The sequence below is a fragment of the Paenibacillus sp. PastM-3 genome, from assembly GCF_029893965.1.
GTDB lineage: Bacteria > Bacillota > Bacilli > Paenibacillales > Paenibacillaceae > Paenibacillus_AQ.
Genome location: NZ_JARXXP010000009.1, coordinates 29512 through 45861, shown reverse-complemented (window position 1 = coordinate 45861; position 16350 = coordinate 29512). Strand labels below are relative to the sequence as shown.

Sequence of the window (16350 nt, the reverse complement as noted above, 5' to 3'; positions counted from 1 at the left end):
AAGGATGGAATGTATGGCTAACCATACATTCCACCGGCAGTTTGTTTATTTTCCCGCTTGCTCCATCATGCTTTTCACATCGGTTTCAGCCTTGGAAAGAGCCTCCTCAGCAGAAATATTGCCCAATAAGGCTGCATCGATCTGCGGAGTAATCAGATTTTTGAAATCAGGTACAGAAATCGGGGCTCTAAAGTGTGTGGTCACCGCCAAATTCTCAACCGTGGCTTTATAAATAGGATCACTGGACAGCTCCGGATCACTTGCCGCTTCCTTATTGGCTACATTATCAAAGTTTTTGAGCGCCCAGTATTGCTGAGCATCATAATCCGTTAAATACTTAATGAACTCCCACGCTTCATCCGGGTGCTTGGCACCTTGCGGAATTTCCACCACAAAACCGCCGCCGCCGCTGTAATGGCCGGAGCCGGCTGTTTTTTCGGGAATCGGTGCAATGCCTACTTCCATATCAGGTCCGTAATCACGGATTTGGGTAGCGAAGGTGCCCTGGTGAATCCACATGGCGACTTTACCGGAAATAAACGGATTGCTCTGCTCACTGCCGAATTCAGCCTGCATGGCATCCACAGTCTTTTTGCCCAGCCGGTCATTCCACGATTTGATCCAGTTGATGGCTTCCACCTTGGCCGGTGTATTAATGTGCATGTTACCCTCATTGTCAAAATAACCTTCTCCGCCGTCCGCATTCAGCAGCCAGTTGTCAATCCCGAAATCGCCCCAAAGCGGATGGAAGCCGACCTGATCATAGCCGTTACCGTTTTTCTTATCCAGCTTGATTGCATATTCCTCCAGCTCATCCCACGTAGTTGGCGGCTTTTCCGGATCAAGTCCTGCTTCTCTGAACGCCTTCTTGTTGTAATAGAGCATACGGGTATCCGTGTTGAACGGAATCGCATACGCCTTATCTTCATACAGCACATTTTCCCAGAGGTTCTCGTAAAAGCGGTCCTGGATGTTGTCCTGCTCCAGATAGGCGGTCAAGTCTGTATTCTGTTTTTTGGAAGCACGCTGGTCCACGCTGGCAATGTCATTGATGATGACATCAGCCGGATTTTTGGCGGCAATCGAAGCCAGATTCTTGGTCCAGATATCTCCCCAGGGCAGATATGTATGCTTTACAACGATACGGTCTTGTGAAGCGTTAAAATCACTGATGATCTTCTCGATAATGGGACGGCGGGTTTCAGAGCCCCAGAATGTCCAGAAATCAACCTCAACTTTTCCGTCAGCGCTGGCTACCGAAGCATCTTCTTCTGCTTTGGGTGTACAGCCTGAGATGGCAAGCCCGGCTACAAGGAACGGCACTAAAAGACTTTTTGCATGTTTGTTGATACTCATGATGAACTGTCCCCCATACTTTTTAGTTAAAGTATTTAATTGTTTTAATATACAATGTTAAACTTTAAACAATGTTTTTGAATCTGTTTACATAAATAAATTCATTAACCTATTATTTCTAATTCAATCAAAGCATGTATTGAAACATAACAAAAAGGAGCTGCCCGGACGCAACTCCTCCACTTCCATCATTTTTTGCTGATCAGCTGCTCTGAGGTGGTTGTGAAGCCTGTTCATTATCTAACCAAAGCATGCGCGGATGAATCTTTCATTTTATACTCTGCTATGGGGCTGTTCATGCTATAATACATTCTTGGCCGAAATCAGCCGCAGGCTCCATGAGCTGGATGAGAACTTAACCTATGAAATAGGTACTGTAAATGCAGATGGGCAACGGGAGTTTATCATTTCTGCTGACGGAATCGCAGATTCTTTTGAGACGGTGGAGATGCTGTGCGGTAAGGCACCCGTCTATAGCAATTGGATAATCATCCCGTTCAGGACCCGCATGAATTCTGACCGTATTCAGATTGACATGGGAGATGTCAGCCTGGTGAGTATAATGCGGTGAGTAAAATTGGAAATACCCACTTTGAGCCGCTGACGGCGATACATAAAAGCAGAGCACTTCCTTTTGTCAAGCTGCGGGGGATTGTAGACGGACTTATTGTATAAACTTCTAAAAGAATATTGCCTATGAATAACAAGCCACTCTAACTAAGGCGATCCCCCGCCAGTAAGTGATAAATATGGTTACACTCATCCCTCTTTGTACCCTATGCAGTTCATTTGAGCCTGAAGCAGCCTTCTTCCTTTTGCCGCAACTCCAGGATTAGTCTGCCATGTCCCCCAGTAAATATCACCGAGCGCCAGCTTAATGCAGCTGATTCTGATCTGAATTTGCTTCTCCCGCAGAATGTCTGCACCATAACCGGCAAAGAACGCCTTCATTGAAGCTTCGTCACTGATAAAATATTTCCCGAACAAAGCTGCGAAGCTGTCAACCTCCACGCCCCACAGCATATTCTCAAAATCAATCATCCCGGCAAATTCACCGTCAGCGCCGACCAGCCAATTGCCGGGAGTCGAATCCCAGCTTACCGGAACAGGCTTGGCACCTGCAAACACAGCTGCCTGCGCTAGCGCCCATTCCAAGCATTGCTCCTCTGCAGGCTCTAGCAAATTTGCTGCCAGACACTGGCTGCCGAGGTCTGTGAGCGACTGCCTGATATAGGTTACGGGTTCACTGTGATGATACAGCTCTATTGGCTTTCCGTTCTGATCCGGCCGCCCGAACCACTCCCCACACTGTGACTCATGGATCTGCCTCGTCAATTTCCCGGCCTTACAATAGGCTGCATGTAAGGCCGGAGGCTGCAGGCCCGCTTCCCGCATAATCGTTCCTTCTATGGCTGTGATCAGAATCGCCTGCCAGCCCTCCCCCTCATAAACCGCGATCAGCTCCGGCACATACGGCTGCAGACCATTCACCCAGTGCTTATAAGCATAGACCTCCGGGTGCCATCTTTCCTTGCGGCTGAACGTTTTCAGGTAATACATCTTCTGACCTTCCATCGCCCGAAGCTTCCAGACCCCGGTTCTTGTACTGCCGGGCCTTAGATCTGAGATGACTTCAAATGCCCCCAGTGTTGATTCTACTCGGTAATGTAATTCATACGGTTGTAGCGTCAGTAGTTGCATGACTCCCTCCCAATCAGTTCTGCGTATTATACAGTAGCCGTCGGCACTAATCGATGTCCGGCGGCTGTATATTGATTGCTTATCGTTTGAGTACCAGCTTCTGATGCGTATATCCGCCATCTAAGTGGATTTTCGCCACCTAATTCTGCGATTTATCGAAATTTCTAAGCATTAGTTGGAAAATCGGCACCTAATTCTGCCTAAAAGCCCCCTTTAGGGCTGAAAACGGGAAAATTAACTGACTTTTTTCCACCTAATCCTTTTAACTGGCCGAATCACCTTGAATTAGGTGGCTAATTTCCACTTAATTTGATTAGCCCCTCTCACTTACCCAGAAAAACCAGCACTCGCTAGCTTGTTAGCTCTTTACCACAGCACTCGCTAGCCCGTTAGCATTCTACCCCAGCACACTCCGCAAATACCGCCCGGTATGCGACGCCTCAACCTTCGCAACCTGCTCCGGGGTCCCCTCCGCGACCACAAATCCGCCGCCGTTCCCGCCCTCCGGACCCATATCGATGATGTAATCGGCGGACTTTATCACGTCAAGATGATGCTCGATCACGATGACGGAATGGCCGCCGTCCACCAGCTTGTTCAGCGCCAGCAGCAGCTTCTGGATGTCGGCCAGGTGCAGCCCGGTGGTCGGCTCGTCGAGAATGTACAGATTGTGCGCGCCGCGCTTGATCTTCGCCAGCTCATTCGACAGCTTGACCCGCTGTGCTTCCCCGCCGGAGAGGGTCGTCGAGCTCTGGCCGAGTGTCAGATAGCCCAGTCCGAGCTCGTTCATAATGCCCAGCTTATGTCTGAGGTACTTGTGGTCTGCGAAAAATTCGACAGCCTCCTCCACCGTCATATCCAGCACATCCGAGATGGATTTGTCCCGGATCTTGATCTCCAGCCCTTCCTCCGAGAAGCGGTTGCCCTTGCACACCGGGCAGATCGTTTCGATGTCGGCCATGAACTGCAGGCTGGTGACGATGATCCCGTCCCCTGCACAGTGCTCACAGCGGGTCCCGTTGGCATGGGTCAGACTGAAGTCGATCGATTGATAGCCGCGCTCCACAGCCTCCGGCTGCGAGGCAAACAGATCGCGGATTTTATCATACAGCCCGATGTAGGTGGCCGGGTTCGACTTGCTGTTGCGGCCGATCGGCGACTGGTCGATATTGATGACATGGTTGACCAGATCAGCCCCGAACACATAGTCATGCTTGCCGGCAACGATCCGCGCGCCTGTCTTGTCGATTTTGAGCTGCTTGGTCAGGATTTCGTTGATCAGCGAGCTTTTGCCCGAACCGGACACGCCGGTAATGCAGATGAATACATTCAGCGGAATATCGAGATCGACCTCCTTCAGATTGTTCTCCCTCGCGCCTTGAATGGAGAGAAAGGTATCTCCCAGATTGCGCCGCCGCTCAGGCACCGGAATAACCGTTCTGCCGGACAAATAGCTGCCTGTGACCGATTCTTCAGCTTCCTTTATATCCTCCAGTGTTCCGCTGGCAACGATGTTACCGCCGTGAATTCCCGGACCCGGGCCAATCTCGATAATATGATCGGCACAGCCGATCGTTTCCAGATCATGCTCCACAACGATTACCGTGTTGCCGAGATCGCGCAGCTTTTTCATCGTCTCAATCACTCTGCCGGAATCGCGGGGATGCAGCCCGATGCTCGGCTCATCCATAATGTAGAGCATGCCCATCAGCTCGCTGCTGATCTGGGTGGACATCTTAATCCGCTGCATCTCACCGCCGGAGATACTGTCACTTCGTCTGCCAAGATTGATGTAATGCAGGCCGATTTCGATCAGCAGGCTGATTCGCGTATGCAGCTCGCGGACAATCGTCTCCGCCACATCACGGACCTCCGGCTCAAAGGTGAGCGCCTCCAGAAAAGCCAGCAGCTCCTGCAGCTGCATCCGGCTCAGCTGATCGATATTTTTGCCTCCGACCGTTACCTGCAGCCGCTGCTGCTTGAGCCGGGCGCCGCCGCATTCCGGGCAGATTTTTTCAATCATACAGTCCTTGATGAAGGTCGGCTCAAACGCCTCTGTTGTGGAGGACTTGCGGATATAATGCTTGTACCAGCTCTCCATCTCATGGACAAAGCCGCCGAATGCCCGGTCCCGGCCGGTCATCCAATTTTTCTTCTGGGAAAACGGCGGCTGCAGCATCGGCACAAGCTCGCCTCTGGTTCCGTAGAAGAGCAGCTCGTGAATTTCTTTTGGCAGCTCATAAAACGGGGTATCCAGACTGAAATTGTATTTCTGCGACAGGCTGTACATCAGCACCGTACGGTAGCTATCCTTGCCTGAGGTATTGAACACCGTATTCTTGAGCGCGCCTTTGCTGATGCTCTTCTCCGGGGCGACCACCAGGAAATGCGGCTCCACTACATAGGACATCCCCACCCCGAGACAGGTATGGCAGGTACTCGCCGGCGTGTTAAAAGAGAAATGGAACGGCTGCATATCGCACAGGAAAAAGTGATGCTCCGGGCAGGCAAAGTGTTCGTAGAAATCCTCCGGCGCCCCGCCGATCACCTCCACCTTGATCATAATATCCTCATCCAGTGCCAGAATGGCCGCTTCAATGGACTTCGTAAGCTGAATATAGGTATCATGGCGCAGCGTAATCCGGTCAATCACAATCTCGATGACATGGGACTTGCTCTCATCCGTCTCCAGCTCATCCCCCAGCGATACCGGCTCCCCGTCGATCAGAAGATGCTTGAAGCCCTTTTCCCTTAGCTGCTGGAAGGTGTAGCTGTAATCCTCCCCGTATATTTTGTACACCGGAGCCCGCAGCTCAATGACCGTCCCCTCCGGCAGACCGGTAATATGCTCGGCAATCTGGGCGGCAGACAGCTGGCGCAGCGGCTTGCTGCATTCCGGACAATGCCCCGTACCCGCTGTGGCGAACAGCAAGCGAAGATAGTCATTGGTATCCGTCACCGTCCCGACCGTGGAGCGCGGGTTATTGTTGCCTTTTTTCTGCTCAATCGCTATGACCGGAGACAGGCCGCGCACATAATCGACCTTGGCTTTTTTGAGCTGGCTGATCCGGCTTTTGGCAAAATTGGAGATGGAATCGAGAAACCTCCGCTGCCCCTCCCCATAGATCACATCAAATGCCAGCGAGGACTTGCCGGAGCCGGAGACTCCCGTTATCACCGTCAGCTTATCGCGCGGAATCTCCACCGACACATTCTTGAGGTTGTTCTGCTTCGCTCCGGAGATTTCAATACTCGTTCTTATGGACATTTGCCCGTTCTCCCCCCGCTATGGTATGTATAGAAATCCGATTTCCTCCGCCGCCGGTTTGCTTTTGGATGTGATGCGAATCGTCTGGGATACCTTCTCGATGATCCCCTTATCCGCCATATAGTCCAGAATGTTAATCAGATAATGCCCTTCCATATGAAAATGCCTGGTCAGCATGGTCATCGTCTTAAGCGACTGATCCCCCATAAAATCAAGCACCGGACGGCTCATAGCCTCAAGATGGCGGTCCAGCACCTGCTCTATCTCCTGTATGGCACTCCATAGCTCAGCTTCGCTTAACGGTCCGGACAACGGCTTCTGGTAAAAGGGGGCCATCTGCGCCGGGGAACGCTCCAGCATGCTCAATACCGCTTCACGGGTCGGCGGCTCAGCTTGTGCACACAGCTCCATACCAGCGATCAAATCAGCTGCTTTCAGGAGGAAAAACTGGGTGTACCTGTGGTCCTTACGCACCGTCAGCCATTTCTGGCATTTGTGATACACATCAATCAGCTCACAAGACCGCCACAGCAGCGACCGCGCAATATCCTGGCTGCCCATCCTTCTCATCTCATCAAAATAGTCATATAGACTGTCATCCGAGCTGTAAACCATCTGCCCCTTGGCAAAATACGACTGCGGCATCGAGCCGCCAAGCAGCCGGTCCATCCCCCGCTTAAAGCTGCTCCGCTCAAACAGCTGCACATTGATGATGATGCCGTCTTCATCCAGACAGTATGCACTCTGCTGCAGCGTCTGGTCACGGATGATCAGGGTCATGTCGATGTCGCTTTTCTCCCAGACCGTATCGTAAGCCAGGCTGCCGCACACAATGACCGCGATGATATTCGGGTCGCCCTTCACCCGGTCTACAAAGCCATCCGTTGCAGCCCGGTATCGCTCCTGCAGCTCAGGCAATAACCTTTTCTCCATCTCCGTTCCTCCTTCTTCCCTCGCTTTATGATTGAAATCGCTTGCCCTTTTTTGAGCTTATGGTAGAATTATACACCTCATCCATTTCCCAAACCGGACACTAATTGCTAAGTACAGGAGGAACACATGGATCATTACCTGCTGGAAACCATTAACCGGACAACGGATTTTATTGAAGAGCATCTGCTTGAGCCGCTGTGTCTTGACGATATTTCGGAGCATGTTAAGGTCTCCAAGTTTCATCTGCTGCGCATCTGGAAGGGAGCAACGTCAACCGGCCTCATGGAATATGTGCGGAGAAGGCGGATCGCCAGCTCACTCGGAGATCTGCTGACCCAGCAGACCGGCATTGCGTTTATTGCGGATAAGTACGGCTTCAGCTGTGAACGGACCTATAACCGCAGCTTCAAGGAAGAGTACGGCCTTACTCCGGCAAAATGGCGCAAATCCCCGTCCCAGCTCAGTATCCTCGACCGGTTCAATGCAGACTTTATGAGCCGCGCCGGCGATGGGCTGGTCTTCTTCCGCTCCATCAGCGTGGTCCCTTCCTTCTCGATTGCCGGCCCGGAATATACCCTGAAGGACGGGCGCAGCGCCGACGCTGTGGATGCTGCCAGACTTGGCGTTGACTTCTTCACCCTGGACCGCCAGCGTATTCTGAGTCCGGTGCAAAAGGATGTTTATATCGGTTTCACTGCTGTTCCTGAACCGTTCCAGGGCTTGACTTTTTACCAGCCGTCCCTGCAGATCAATCACAGCAGCATCATCCCGCCGGATATGAATGTGCGGCACACGAAGCCGCATAAATACGGGGTGTTTACCTATATCGGCCTCCACCGGCCTGAAGAAATCTCCGCCGAGTCCCTGAGTGAAATCTGGAGGTATATCTTCGATATCTGGATGCCGACGGTGCAGTTTGAGCTGGAGGAGAAATTCAGCTACGAGTCCGTCAATTACGCCAAGGGCAACAGGCATTATTGTGAATGTGATTTGTATTTTCCGATTGCGGGGCTGTGAACAGAGCTGTCGGTAAAATGGGTTACGAGGCAGCATCCGGTACAGCCGGTTTTTGACACAAACAAGCCAGGCTCTGGAGTTCAAAGCCTGGCTCAGTCATCAGATTATTTTTTTGCGCCACACGCCCAGCTCAAATTCACCCTATGTGTTTCTGATAACACGAATCACAGTGAGCAGACAGCCAGCCGTTATTGTCACGTATCTTCCCTTTCTCACCGCATTCCTCGCAAACTTCCGACGAACGTTGCTCATAGGTATCAACGATGTTATACACTTCACGCAAACTGCTCCCGATACTCACCCTCATTTCGCCGTATTTTTCTTTTATCTCATATACCTCTATGTCCATTGGTCTGTTTTCCGCTTTGAACAAGTTTTCAATTTCTTCAAACATGCTGTAAATCAAGGTATACCAGCCATCCCCGCACCAGCACGGAGCCAGATGGCCTCTCCCGCAGCCGTTACCGTCCTTGCTCTCCGCCCACGGAAAACGCTGCAGCAGCTCCTCCTGTTTATGCATCATTCCCTGTCCCTCCTCTGTACGCTTGACGTTTGATACCCGGCTTGCTCATCAATAATCAGGGCATTCAGCTGATACCCGAACTTCACACCACCGTCAATCCCGGTATATTGCTTACCGAACCATGGGTTAAAATTCGTCTCATCCTGATGGAGCCTCGCGCAAACCTCATGACCGAAGATAACCCTTTTTGTTAATGCAGCATTCCCGTCAGTGTGATAGAATCTTCCGCGGATCCAGCGGAAATCCTTGGGCGAGGTCTGCCGCCAATCTCCAATAGCAGGGTCTATGCCTGCATGCACATAAATGTGCTTTTCATCTTCAATGTAATAAAGCAGACGGCGCAAAAACGAAATTTCAACGGGATAGTGCTCTTTAATATATTCTCTTGCCCTGAAATCATCAGCCTGAGACTGATACCAGGGACATAAGGAGCGTATCGTAGCGGCACCGCCATTTTTGGGGTTGGTATAGGGCATTCTGGGGTAGTCGTCATCGTCCAGCCAGTGCAGCAGCATATCATCATGGTTTCCTCCTATTGCTTTTACGAGATTATCTTTTTCAGTAAGCTGCATGACACTCCGGATGACTGCCAGAGACTCAGGACCTCCATCCACATAATCCCCTAGCAGGTACAATCGATCGCAGGCCGGTTCATATTTCACTTGTTCCAGAAGTTTCATAAAGAGATCGTAGTAGCCGTGAATATCGGAAATCACAATGGTTCTTGACATCTGTCCACCTCATTCTATCAAATTCACTTATTCCATCATCCTCAAATATAATTGTTTTTCATTCGGGCAGGGTACGCTTTTTGTCGGCCGGCTTGATCTGTGTCCCATTCTAAACTATCAACCTGCAAGCACCTCAGGAATTAATACCGCGAATAGCCCGGAATATGATGGGCAACCAGAGAGCCAGTATACGGGGCTGAAGTCCTTAACCGGATTATGACCCACAAACAAACGGCGCAGCTGGTGTAAGCACAAGTGTTGACAGCAAGAAAAATCCAGCCGGAGCTGGATTTATAGAATTGCTTATACAGCTGCAATGACAGTTGTTATCCTGCCTTGCGGACGGTTGTACTCATTCGGGTAGCCGAGGGCATTATTAACAAATAGACAACCGCCCCTTCTGTAAGAATGGTTAATATGAACATGACTGGAGTACCACACCTTGCCGTCGATATGAGCAATATACTCTGAGCCGTCAAAATAATAACAACCGCTTACCGGATCAGCAGCATGCTCCTCCGCAATATGTGACCAGCGGTTCATCGAAGTCTGCAGCTTGTATCGCTCCTTGCTGTTCACCAGATAATAATCATGGTTCCCGGCTACAACCAGGATGTTGGAATAATACTGTCTTAGTGCAAGCAGCAACTCCACATTCTGCTGGTTGCGGTGTCCCAGATCACCGGCAATAACCAGCACCTCCGACACCGTCTGCGGCAGCAGACGCTCTGCAAATTGTTCAACCTCCCGCACATTATCCTCCGCTGTCGGTCCCTTGCGCCTGAGCCAGAAGTCCAGATGAATGTTGGAGATGAGATCGAATTGTTTCATTGGGGCTCCTTTCAAGTCACAGTTACTAATGATTCAGTGCGCGGCGGGTCATCCCTTCCGCTTCCCCTTAGCTTTCTCAATATTCTCTGCCGCCCTGAATTTCACAATCCGGCTGATCAGGTCATAGGGCATCGGCTGGTCGAGCGGGAACTGGACGGAACCCTTTGCTCCTTTATAGACGGACAGCTCGTCTTTAAAAGCTTCGATTCCCCGCGGTGCCGGATAGAAACCGATATGCTTTTTGAACGCTGCAAAATGTACCAGATTACCATGCAGGTCAAACGTAGGCATCTGATAGCTGATTTTCTCGGTGGCTTCGGGTACTGCTTCATGAATGACTTTCCGAATCTCCTGTAAAAGCTCCCGGACCTCCGGTGCAGCCTGTCCAATATAATCGTCAATGTTCTCAAATGTAGCCTTTTCAGCGTCCATTTCATCACCCTCCGTAAATGTCTAAAAGCCAGGTTGTATCAAAACCAGCTCTATTATTTCTTCTTCATTTGTGCAATTTCCCGCTCATAAAGCTGAATATATTCGGTGACTGTCAGCTTGCGGCTTAACTCGCTGATCAGTTCATAAGGGATGTTGCCCGCCGGCTTGAAACGGATACAGGATTTGCCCATATCCAGCTTGGTCTTCATATGCTTCGGGTACTCCTCCCGGAACCAGGACAACAGCTCAGGCTGCATATAAATACCCATGTGATACAGTGCGATATGATTTTTCTGCGAGGCTATACTAATGAACGGCAGCGGCTGCTCCGGCTTCACATGATACCCTGACGGATACAGCTCATGCGGAACTATGTATTCAATCCCGTAACCCATAGTCTCTGCATAACCTTCCGGCAGATTCTCCTTTATCACTTCTCTAAGCTTTGCAATTATTATCCGGCGCTCTTCCGGGAGCTGGCGGATATAATTTTCGGGACTGCTGGCGTTGTACTCCATGCTTGCTCCTCCTCGGTCAGTCGGGTTATTGTGATCACCCGCATCATTCAGTAATCAATCAGACGCCCGTTATCATGCCATGCCCCATACATCCGGTTCTCCCGTGTATTGGCAATGAATTTATCCAGTCTGCTGCGGAACAGCTCCGGCTGCTTCTTGTAGCCTTGAATGTTATCAATCCGGATTCTGCTGTACAGCAGCGGGAAGGCCAGAAAGTTCGCATAGACCTCCGGGTCCTCTTTTAACCTCTGCTCAATTGCTTCATCTATTACAAAAGATTCCGGGGCCATATCAGGCAGCACCCGTCTGCCCTCCTCGCTCATCAGCCCCAGCTTATCCAGGCGGCGGACCCGTTCTTTGTTCAGCTCGGTCCATAAGCTTCTTTTGGATCTTGGTGACAGCCGCTGCACTACACCCTGCTCCATGCTTTTCTTGACTCCGTCAATCCAGCCGCAGCATAGCGCCTCCTCAACCGCATCCAAATACAGCAGCTTGTCCGGAGCAGGCGTCATACTTACGATAACCCAGCAGCATTTCTCCGTTCTGCCGTATGCCTGCAGCCAGCTCCGCAGCTCTTCACGCGTTGTTAATGTTAATAGATTATCCATCTCCATAGTGTGCATTCACTCCTAAACGGACTCAGATGACCTTATCCGGACTTACCACTCATGTTACCATAAGCTAACGGACCCAGTTGACCTTATCTGCAGCATTTCTTCCTATTATTGCCCGACAGGCACACAATAAGGTCATTACGGTCCGTTAGACTACTTGAAAACGCATACATTTAAGAATAACGGCTGTACGGTCCGTTACGGTGTGAGGCTGGGATTTATCCCCGGTGTACGTTCAGAGTCAGACTGGACAAATGGACGGCGCATGTTACAGAGACAGGCTGTTATTAAAGCGTTATGTTTTAGCATTAGCATTAGCATTAGCATTAGCACTAGCACTAGCACAAGCACTAGCACTAGCACTAGCACTAGCATTAGCATTAGCATTTGCATTTGCACTAGCACTAGCATTAGCATTAGCATTTGCATTTGCATTTGCATTTGCATTTGCATTAGCATTAGCATTAGCATTAGCATTAGCATTAGCATTAGCATTAGCATTTGCATCAATATCAGCCGTCTCCCAAGCATTTGCGCGTCCGCTGCATTTTCAAACTTCCGCCAGCCATTCCAGACAAAGCGGTATGAATGCCGCATAGTCGTCCAACAATTCCAGTGTGCCGATAACCTGACTGGCCCCCAGCTCCTGCTCTGCCTTATCTGCACATTCATCCCCGAGTGCACGTTTCAGGCTGTATTCCAGCCAGTCCAGCTTGCCCTGGTAACCAAGATTCAGCACATCCTCCCAGTTACTGCTGAGGGTTCCGCCGTTATTCCGGTAAGCCCGGATTAGCAGCTGAAAGGCCTCTTTGCTTGGATTCCCCGCCTCGAATCCCGACCAGTACAGTGCCACCTCAACCAGCTCCTGCATCGGATGAACAGCACCTGCCGATTCCCAGTCGATCAGGAGGGGCTGCCGTTCAGCGGTCCACAGCACATTCTTGGGGTCCAGATCCCTGTGGCTGATCACCCGTTCATATTGGAGACTCTGCACAGCAGCGTTTGCCAGCTGTCCGTACTGCTGCAGTCTGGTGTAACCGCCGGCAAGCATGTCTGAATATTCCATCCGCAGCTGTATAGGCCGCCCGGCATAAGCTTCCCAGTCTACTGCGGGCGGTATGAATGTTTCTTCCGGCAGCTCGGCCAGCAGATCAGCAAAATCCGCTGTATGAATATCCGCAAGCACCGCACCGATCTTCGCCGCGGAGTCCAGATCGACAGTTCCAGCAGGCAAGGACTTTCCTTCCCGCCACGGAAACACCAGGTAATACTGTCCGCCGGCTTCATACATGCAGCTGTCACTGTCCAGCATCGCCGGAAGTGCATTGATCCCCTGGGCCAGAGCCTTCGTTGCAACCTTTTCAGCAAATATTATATTGCCCGTTGCCTCTCTGCGCTGCATGATTTGGGGATTGAGCGCTTTGACTGCATATTCCGCCTGATCAGTAACAACCCTGTACATCCTGTGCAAAAAACCGCCGGCCACCGGCTCCGGTACCCTGGTAACTGCCCCAAGCTTGTACTTGGCACACAGCGCCGCAAAATCAAGCCTATAATTCGTTGTATCCATCATAATTGGTCCTTTCATTTCGTATAGGCGGCGCAGTGTCCGCAACATACGTGTATTTGCAGAATGTTAGCGCGATATTAACTTTTTGATGCATCAGTTTTAACATTCATAGAATTCTTCTATGTTAACCTGTAGCTAATAGCGCGGGGGAGTGAACGGAATGAATTTGAATTTAATCAAGCTGCAGATCGTTGAGCTCTTGCATAAGCATAAAAAAATAACAACGGTAGCTGCTGTACTCGGCCTAAAGCAGCCGACAGTAACCTACCACCTGAAGAATCTGGAGCAGCAGCTTGGAGAGAAGCTGTTCGAGCCAAGGATGGATAAAATGATTCTTACCGAAAGCGGTAGAGCCTTTCTCCATTATGCGGTCAAAATCAATGCTCTGGCCACCGAGGCAGAGCGGGTTGTGAAGGAGTTCAGCCAAGCGGGCCGCAGTACGATCAGCGTCGGGGCCAGCTACGTTCCGGCAACCTATATCCTGCCCAAAATACTCAGCAGGTTCGGCGAGCTGCATCCGGAGATAACGGTATCACTGTCAGTCAAGCCTTCGCCTGTGATCAAGGAAATGCTGGTGAACCAGGAGCTGGATCTGGGGATACTGTCAACGGAATCCTTTTATCTGCCCAGCCTTCACTGCCATTCATTATGTGAGGACGAGCTTGTGCTCGTATTTGCTCCGGCTCATGAATTCGCCGGTCAAGCCGGCCTGACCGCTCCGCAGATTTCAGCGGCAAAATTCATTCTGCACAGCAGCCAGTCCAGCACCAGCCGGATCACCAGTAAATGGTTCGAGGATTGCGGCTGCGAGCCCCATGCCCCTCTGCTGCTAGATTCCCTGGAGGCGATCAAGCAGTCTCTGATGGGAGGCAGATATGTATCGTTCGTTTCCCGGCTTGCCGTCGCAGATGAAGTCGCCTCCGGTAAGCTCATGATGCGGTCTATTCCGGAATACCATTACCAGCGGAGAATCTATTATTCCTATAACCGTGACCGCCACCTGTCCCCTCCTATCGGATTTCTGATCGAGCTGATGCAGGCAGCCTGCCGGTAGATTCCGTTTAAATTGTGAGTATTGGTTTTCTCTTCCACATTGTATAATATACTTCATCTGGCAGAGAAAGGATGTTGATTGTTTTATGAAATTTACAGAGTATCCCTATGAGCGCCCTGACGTAGACAAGTTCAAGCAGGAATTTACTGCACTTCTTAAGGGACTGGAAGCAGACAGCCTGGAGGAGCAAAAGGCTTCGATCGTCGCGCTGAATGAGCTGCGCAGCGAATTCGATACGCTTCAGAGCATCGTATATGTCCGCCATTCCATTAATACTGCTGATGAATTTTACAAGGCGGAGCAGGATTACTTCGATGAAATCGGCCCAATTTTCCAGGAGTACATAACAGAATACTATAGGGCTATCGTTAACTCCAGGTACAAAGCGGAATTCGAGCAGGAATGGGGAACACAGCTGATCAGCCTGGCGGAGATTTCGCTCCGGACATTCAGCCCGGACATTATTGAAGATATGCAGCAGGAAAACAGGCTGTCTACGGAATACACCCAGCTGCTGGCCTCTGCCAAAATCATGTTTGAGGGTGAAGAGCGTACCCTGGCTCAGCTCATTCCGTTTGAACAGTCGGCGGACCGCGAGGTGCGTAAAGCTGCTTTTCAGGCCCGATTTGATTTTATGTCGGCTCATGAAAGCGAATTTGACCGCATTTATGATGAGCTGGTTGCCGTACGTGCCGCTATGGCCCGCAAGCTTGGCTACCCCAGCTTCGTAGAGCTGGGCTACGACCGGATGAACCGGACTGATTATAATGCCGGCATGGTCGCGAACTTCCGTAAGCAGGTGCTTGAGCATATCGTTCCTGCGGCAGGCAAGCTGAAGCAGCGCCAGAGCGAACGACTGGGCCTGGATAAGCTGAAGTTCTATGATGAAGGTCTCACCTTCAACACCGGGAATGCTTCGCCCAAGGGCGATCCGGAGTGGATCGTTGCAAATGGTGCCCGCATGTACAAAGAGCTGTCGCCGGAAACGGATGAATTCTTCCGTTTTATGCAGGACAACGCGCTGATGGATCTGTTAAGTACAAGCTCCAAGCAGTTTGGCGGCTACTGCACATATTTCGAAAAATATAAAGCGCCTTTCATTTTCTCCAATTTCAACGGAACCTCAGAGGATATTGATGTACTAACCCATGAAGTGGGTCACGCGTTCCAGGTATATTCCAGCCGCAGCCTGAACATACCGGAATACGCCTTCCCAACCTACGAGGCGGCTGAGATCCACTCGATGAGCATGGAGTTTTTTGCCTGGCCGTGGATGAATCTGTTCTTCGAGGAGGATGCCGATAAATACCGGTTCAACCATCTGGCCGGCAGCCTGGAATTTGTCCCTTATGGCGTAGCGGTTGACGAATTCCAGCACTTCGTCTACAGCCACCCGGAAGCGACACCGCAGGAACGCAAGCAGGCCTGGCGGGAAATCGAGCAGAGATATCTGCCGCACCGCGATTATGACGGCAACAGCTATCTGGAACAGGGCAGCTTCTGGCATAAGCAGTCGCATATTTTCCGCACCCCGTTCTACTATATCGACTACACCCTGGCCCAGCTGTGCGCATTCCAGTTCTGGAAACGTTCGAACGAGAACTTTGCGGAGGCCTGGAGTGACTATCTGCAGCTCTGCAAGGCCGGAGGCAGCAAGTCTTTTGTTGAGCTTGTAGAGCTTGCCGGGCTCATCTCACCGTTCAAGGACGGCTGCGTCAGCTCCGTAATCGGTGAAATTGAGAGCTGGCTGGATTCAATCGACGATAAAGCATTGTAAGACAGCTTCACTGGCTGCTATACGC

Annotated in this window: 15 protein-coding genes; 4 read left to right on the top strand and 11 right to left on the bottom strand. The window is 50.9% G+C overall.

Annotation, left to right across the window (positions count from 1 at the left end; genetic code table 11):
* Window positions 1-45: 45 nt before the first annotated feature.
* The 4 genes from M2108_RS14975 to M2108_RS14960 all read right to left on the bottom strand — a co-directional run bounded on the left by M2108_RS14975 (window position 46) and on the right by M2108_RS14960 (window position 7258).
* On the bottom strand, window positions 46-1356 hold the full coding sequence (locus M2108_RS14975) for an ABC transporter substrate-binding protein (protein WP_277470273.1): 1311 nt from the start codon (window positions 1354-1356) through the stop codon (window positions 46-48).
* A 759-nt stretch (window positions 1357-2115) separates the two neighbouring features.
* A complete protein-coding gene (locus M2108_RS14970) occupies window positions 2116-2931 on the bottom strand; it encodes an aminoglycoside phosphotransferase family protein (RefSeq protein WP_277506224.1) in 816 nt (271 codons plus the stop codon).
* 523 nt (window positions 2932-3454) lie between these two features.
* Window positions 3455-6325 carry an excinuclease ABC subunit UvrA gene (gene uvrA / locus M2108_RS14965; protein ID WP_277470276.1) on the bottom strand — a complete coding sequence of 957 codons (2871 nt, stop codon included), beginning with the start codon at window positions 6323-6325 and terminating at the stop codon, window positions 3455-3457.
* A gap of 18 nt (window positions 6326-6343) precedes the next feature.
* Entirely contained in the window at window positions 6344-7258 is a 915-nt protein-coding gene (locus tag M2108_RS14960) for a nucleotidyltransferase (RefSeq protein ID WP_277470277.1), read from the bottom strand.
* 126 nt (window positions 7259-7384) lie between these two features.
* Between M2108_RS14960 and M2108_RS14955 the strand changes: the two genes are divergently transcribed.
* Window positions 7385-8275, top strand: coding sequence for a helix-turn-helix domain-containing protein (locus M2108_RS14955; RefSeq protein WP_277470278.1), 891 nt, complete (start codon window positions 7385-7387; stop codon window positions 8273-8275).
* Window positions 8276-8411: 136 nt separating this feature from the next.
* Here the strand turns inward: M2108_RS14955 and M2108_RS14950 are convergent, their stop codons facing one another.
* The 6 genes from M2108_RS14950 to M2108_RS14925 form a co-directional block, all read right to left on the bottom strand.
* Window positions 8412-8798 carry a hypothetical protein gene (locus tag M2108_RS14950; protein WP_277470279.1) on the bottom strand — a complete coding sequence of 129 codons (387 nt, stop codon included), beginning with the start codon at window positions 8796-8798 and terminating at the stop codon, window positions 8412-8414.
* Window positions 8795-9529 (bottom strand): metallophosphoesterase, encoded by a 735-nt coding sequence (locus tag M2108_RS14945; protein ID WP_277470280.1) that lies wholly within the window; start codon window positions 9527-9529, stop codon window positions 8795-8797. The genes M2108_RS14950 and M2108_RS14945 overlap by 4 nt, the downstream gene beginning before the upstream one ends.
* A gap of 303 nt (window positions 9530-9832) precedes the next feature.
* Complete coding sequence (locus tag M2108_RS14940) at window positions 9833-10360, bottom strand: metallophosphoesterase (protein WP_277470281.1); 528 nt, start codon at window positions 10358-10360, stop codon at window positions 9833-9835.
* A gap of 48 nt (window positions 10361-10408) precedes the next feature.
* The gene (locus M2108_RS14935) at window positions 10409-10792 is read right to left on the bottom strand and encodes an iron chaperone (protein ID WP_277470282.1); all 384 of its coding nucleotides are present in this window, start codon (window positions 10790-10792) and stop codon (window positions 10409-10411) included.
* 53 nt (window positions 10793-10845) lie between these two features.
* A complete protein-coding gene (locus M2108_RS14930; RefSeq protein WP_277470283.1) occupies window positions 10846-11310 on the bottom strand; it encodes a DUF1801 domain-containing protein in 465 nt (154 codons plus the stop codon).
* A 47-nt stretch (window positions 11311-11357) separates the two neighbouring features.
* Window positions 11358-11924, bottom strand: a complete 567-nt coding sequence (locus M2108_RS14925; protein WP_277470284.1) for a YdeI/OmpD-associated family protein — start codon at window positions 11922-11924, stop codon at window positions 11358-11360.
* 254 nt (window positions 11925-12178) lie between these two features.
* Between M2108_RS14925 and M2108_RS14920 the strand changes: the two genes are divergently transcribed.
* Window positions 12179-12523 carry a hypothetical protein gene (locus M2108_RS14920; RefSeq protein WP_277470285.1) on the top strand — a complete coding sequence of 115 codons (345 nt, stop codon included), beginning with the start codon at window positions 12179-12181 and terminating at the stop codon, window positions 12521-12523.
* Here M2108_RS14920 and M2108_RS14915 read toward each other — a convergent pair.
* Complete coding sequence (locus M2108_RS14915; protein ID WP_280777078.1) at window positions 12475-13497, bottom strand: phosphotransferase enzyme family protein; 1023 nt, start codon at window positions 13495-13497, stop codon at window positions 12475-12477. The genes M2108_RS14920 and M2108_RS14915 overlap by 49 nt on opposite strands.
* Before the next feature lie 157 nt (window positions 13498-13654).
* Between M2108_RS14915 and M2108_RS14910 the strand changes: the two genes are divergently transcribed.
* Together M2108_RS14910 and M2108_RS14905 are read left to right on the top strand one after the other, a co-directional pair.
* A complete protein-coding gene (locus tag M2108_RS14910) occupies window positions 13655-14548 on the top strand; it encodes a LysR family transcriptional regulator (protein ID WP_277470287.1) in 894 nt (297 codons plus the stop codon).
* 85 nt (window positions 14549-14633) lie between these two features.
* The gene (locus tag M2108_RS14905; RefSeq protein WP_277470288.1) at window positions 14634-16325 is read left to right on the top strand and encodes a M3 family oligoendopeptidase; all 1692 of its coding nucleotides are present in this window, start codon (window positions 14634-14636) and stop codon (window positions 16323-16325) included.
* The last annotated feature ends 25 nt before the right edge of the window (window positions 16326-16350 follow it).

Coding starts and splice junctions, on each gene's coding strand:
- M2108_RS14975 (WP_277470273.1), bottom strand. CDS start 1,356: ATGAGTATCAACAAACATGCAAAAAGTCTTTTAGTGCCGTTCCTTGTA.
- M2108_RS14970 (WP_277506224.1), bottom strand. CDS start 2,931: ATGGAAGGTCAGAAGATGTATTACCTGAAAACGTTCAGCCGCAAGGAA.
- uvrA (WP_277470276.1), bottom strand. CDS start 6,325: ATGTCCATAAGAACGAGTATTGAAATCTCCGGAGCGAAGCAGAACAAC.
- M2108_RS14960 (WP_277470277.1), bottom strand. CDS start 7,258: ATGGAGAAAAGGTTATTGCCTGAGCTGCAGGAGCGATACCGGGCTGCA.
- M2108_RS14955 (WP_277470278.1), top strand. CDS start 7,385: ATGGATCATTACCTGCTGGAAACCATTAACCGGACAACGGATTTTATT.
- M2108_RS14950 (WP_277470279.1), bottom strand. CDS start 8,798: ATGATGCATAAACAGGAGGAGCTGCTGCAGCGTTTTCCGTGGGCGGAG.
- M2108_RS14945 (WP_277470280.1), bottom strand. CDS start 9,529: ATGTCAAGAACCATTGTGATTTCCGATATTCACGGCTACTACGATCTC.
- M2108_RS14940 (WP_277470281.1), bottom strand. CDS start 10,360: ATGAAACAATTCGATCTCATCTCCAACATTCATCTGGACTTCTGGCTC.
- M2108_RS14935 (WP_277470282.1), bottom strand. CDS start 10,792: ATGGACGCTGAAAAGGCTACATTTGAGAACATTGACGATTATATTGGA.
- M2108_RS14930 (WP_277470283.1), bottom strand. CDS start 11,310: ATGGAGTACAACGCCAGCAGTCCCGAAAATTATATCCGCCAGCTCCCG.
- M2108_RS14925 (WP_277470284.1), bottom strand. CDS start 11,924: ATGGAGATGGATAATCTATTAACATTAACAACGCGTGAAGAGCTGCGG.
- M2108_RS14920 (WP_277470285.1), top strand. CDS start 12,179: ATGGACGGCGCATGTTACAGAGACAGGCTGTTATTAAAGCGTTATGTT.
- M2108_RS14915 (WP_280777078.1), bottom strand. CDS start 13,497: ATGATGGATACAACGAATTATAGGCTTGATTTTGCGGCGCTGTGTGCC.
- M2108_RS14910 (WP_277470287.1), top strand. CDS start 13,655: ATGAATTTGAATTTAATCAAGCTGCAGATCGTTGAGCTCTTGCATAAG.
- M2108_RS14905 (WP_277470288.1), top strand. CDS start 14,634: ATGAAATTTACAGAGTATCCCTATGAGCGCCCTGACGTAGACAAGTTC.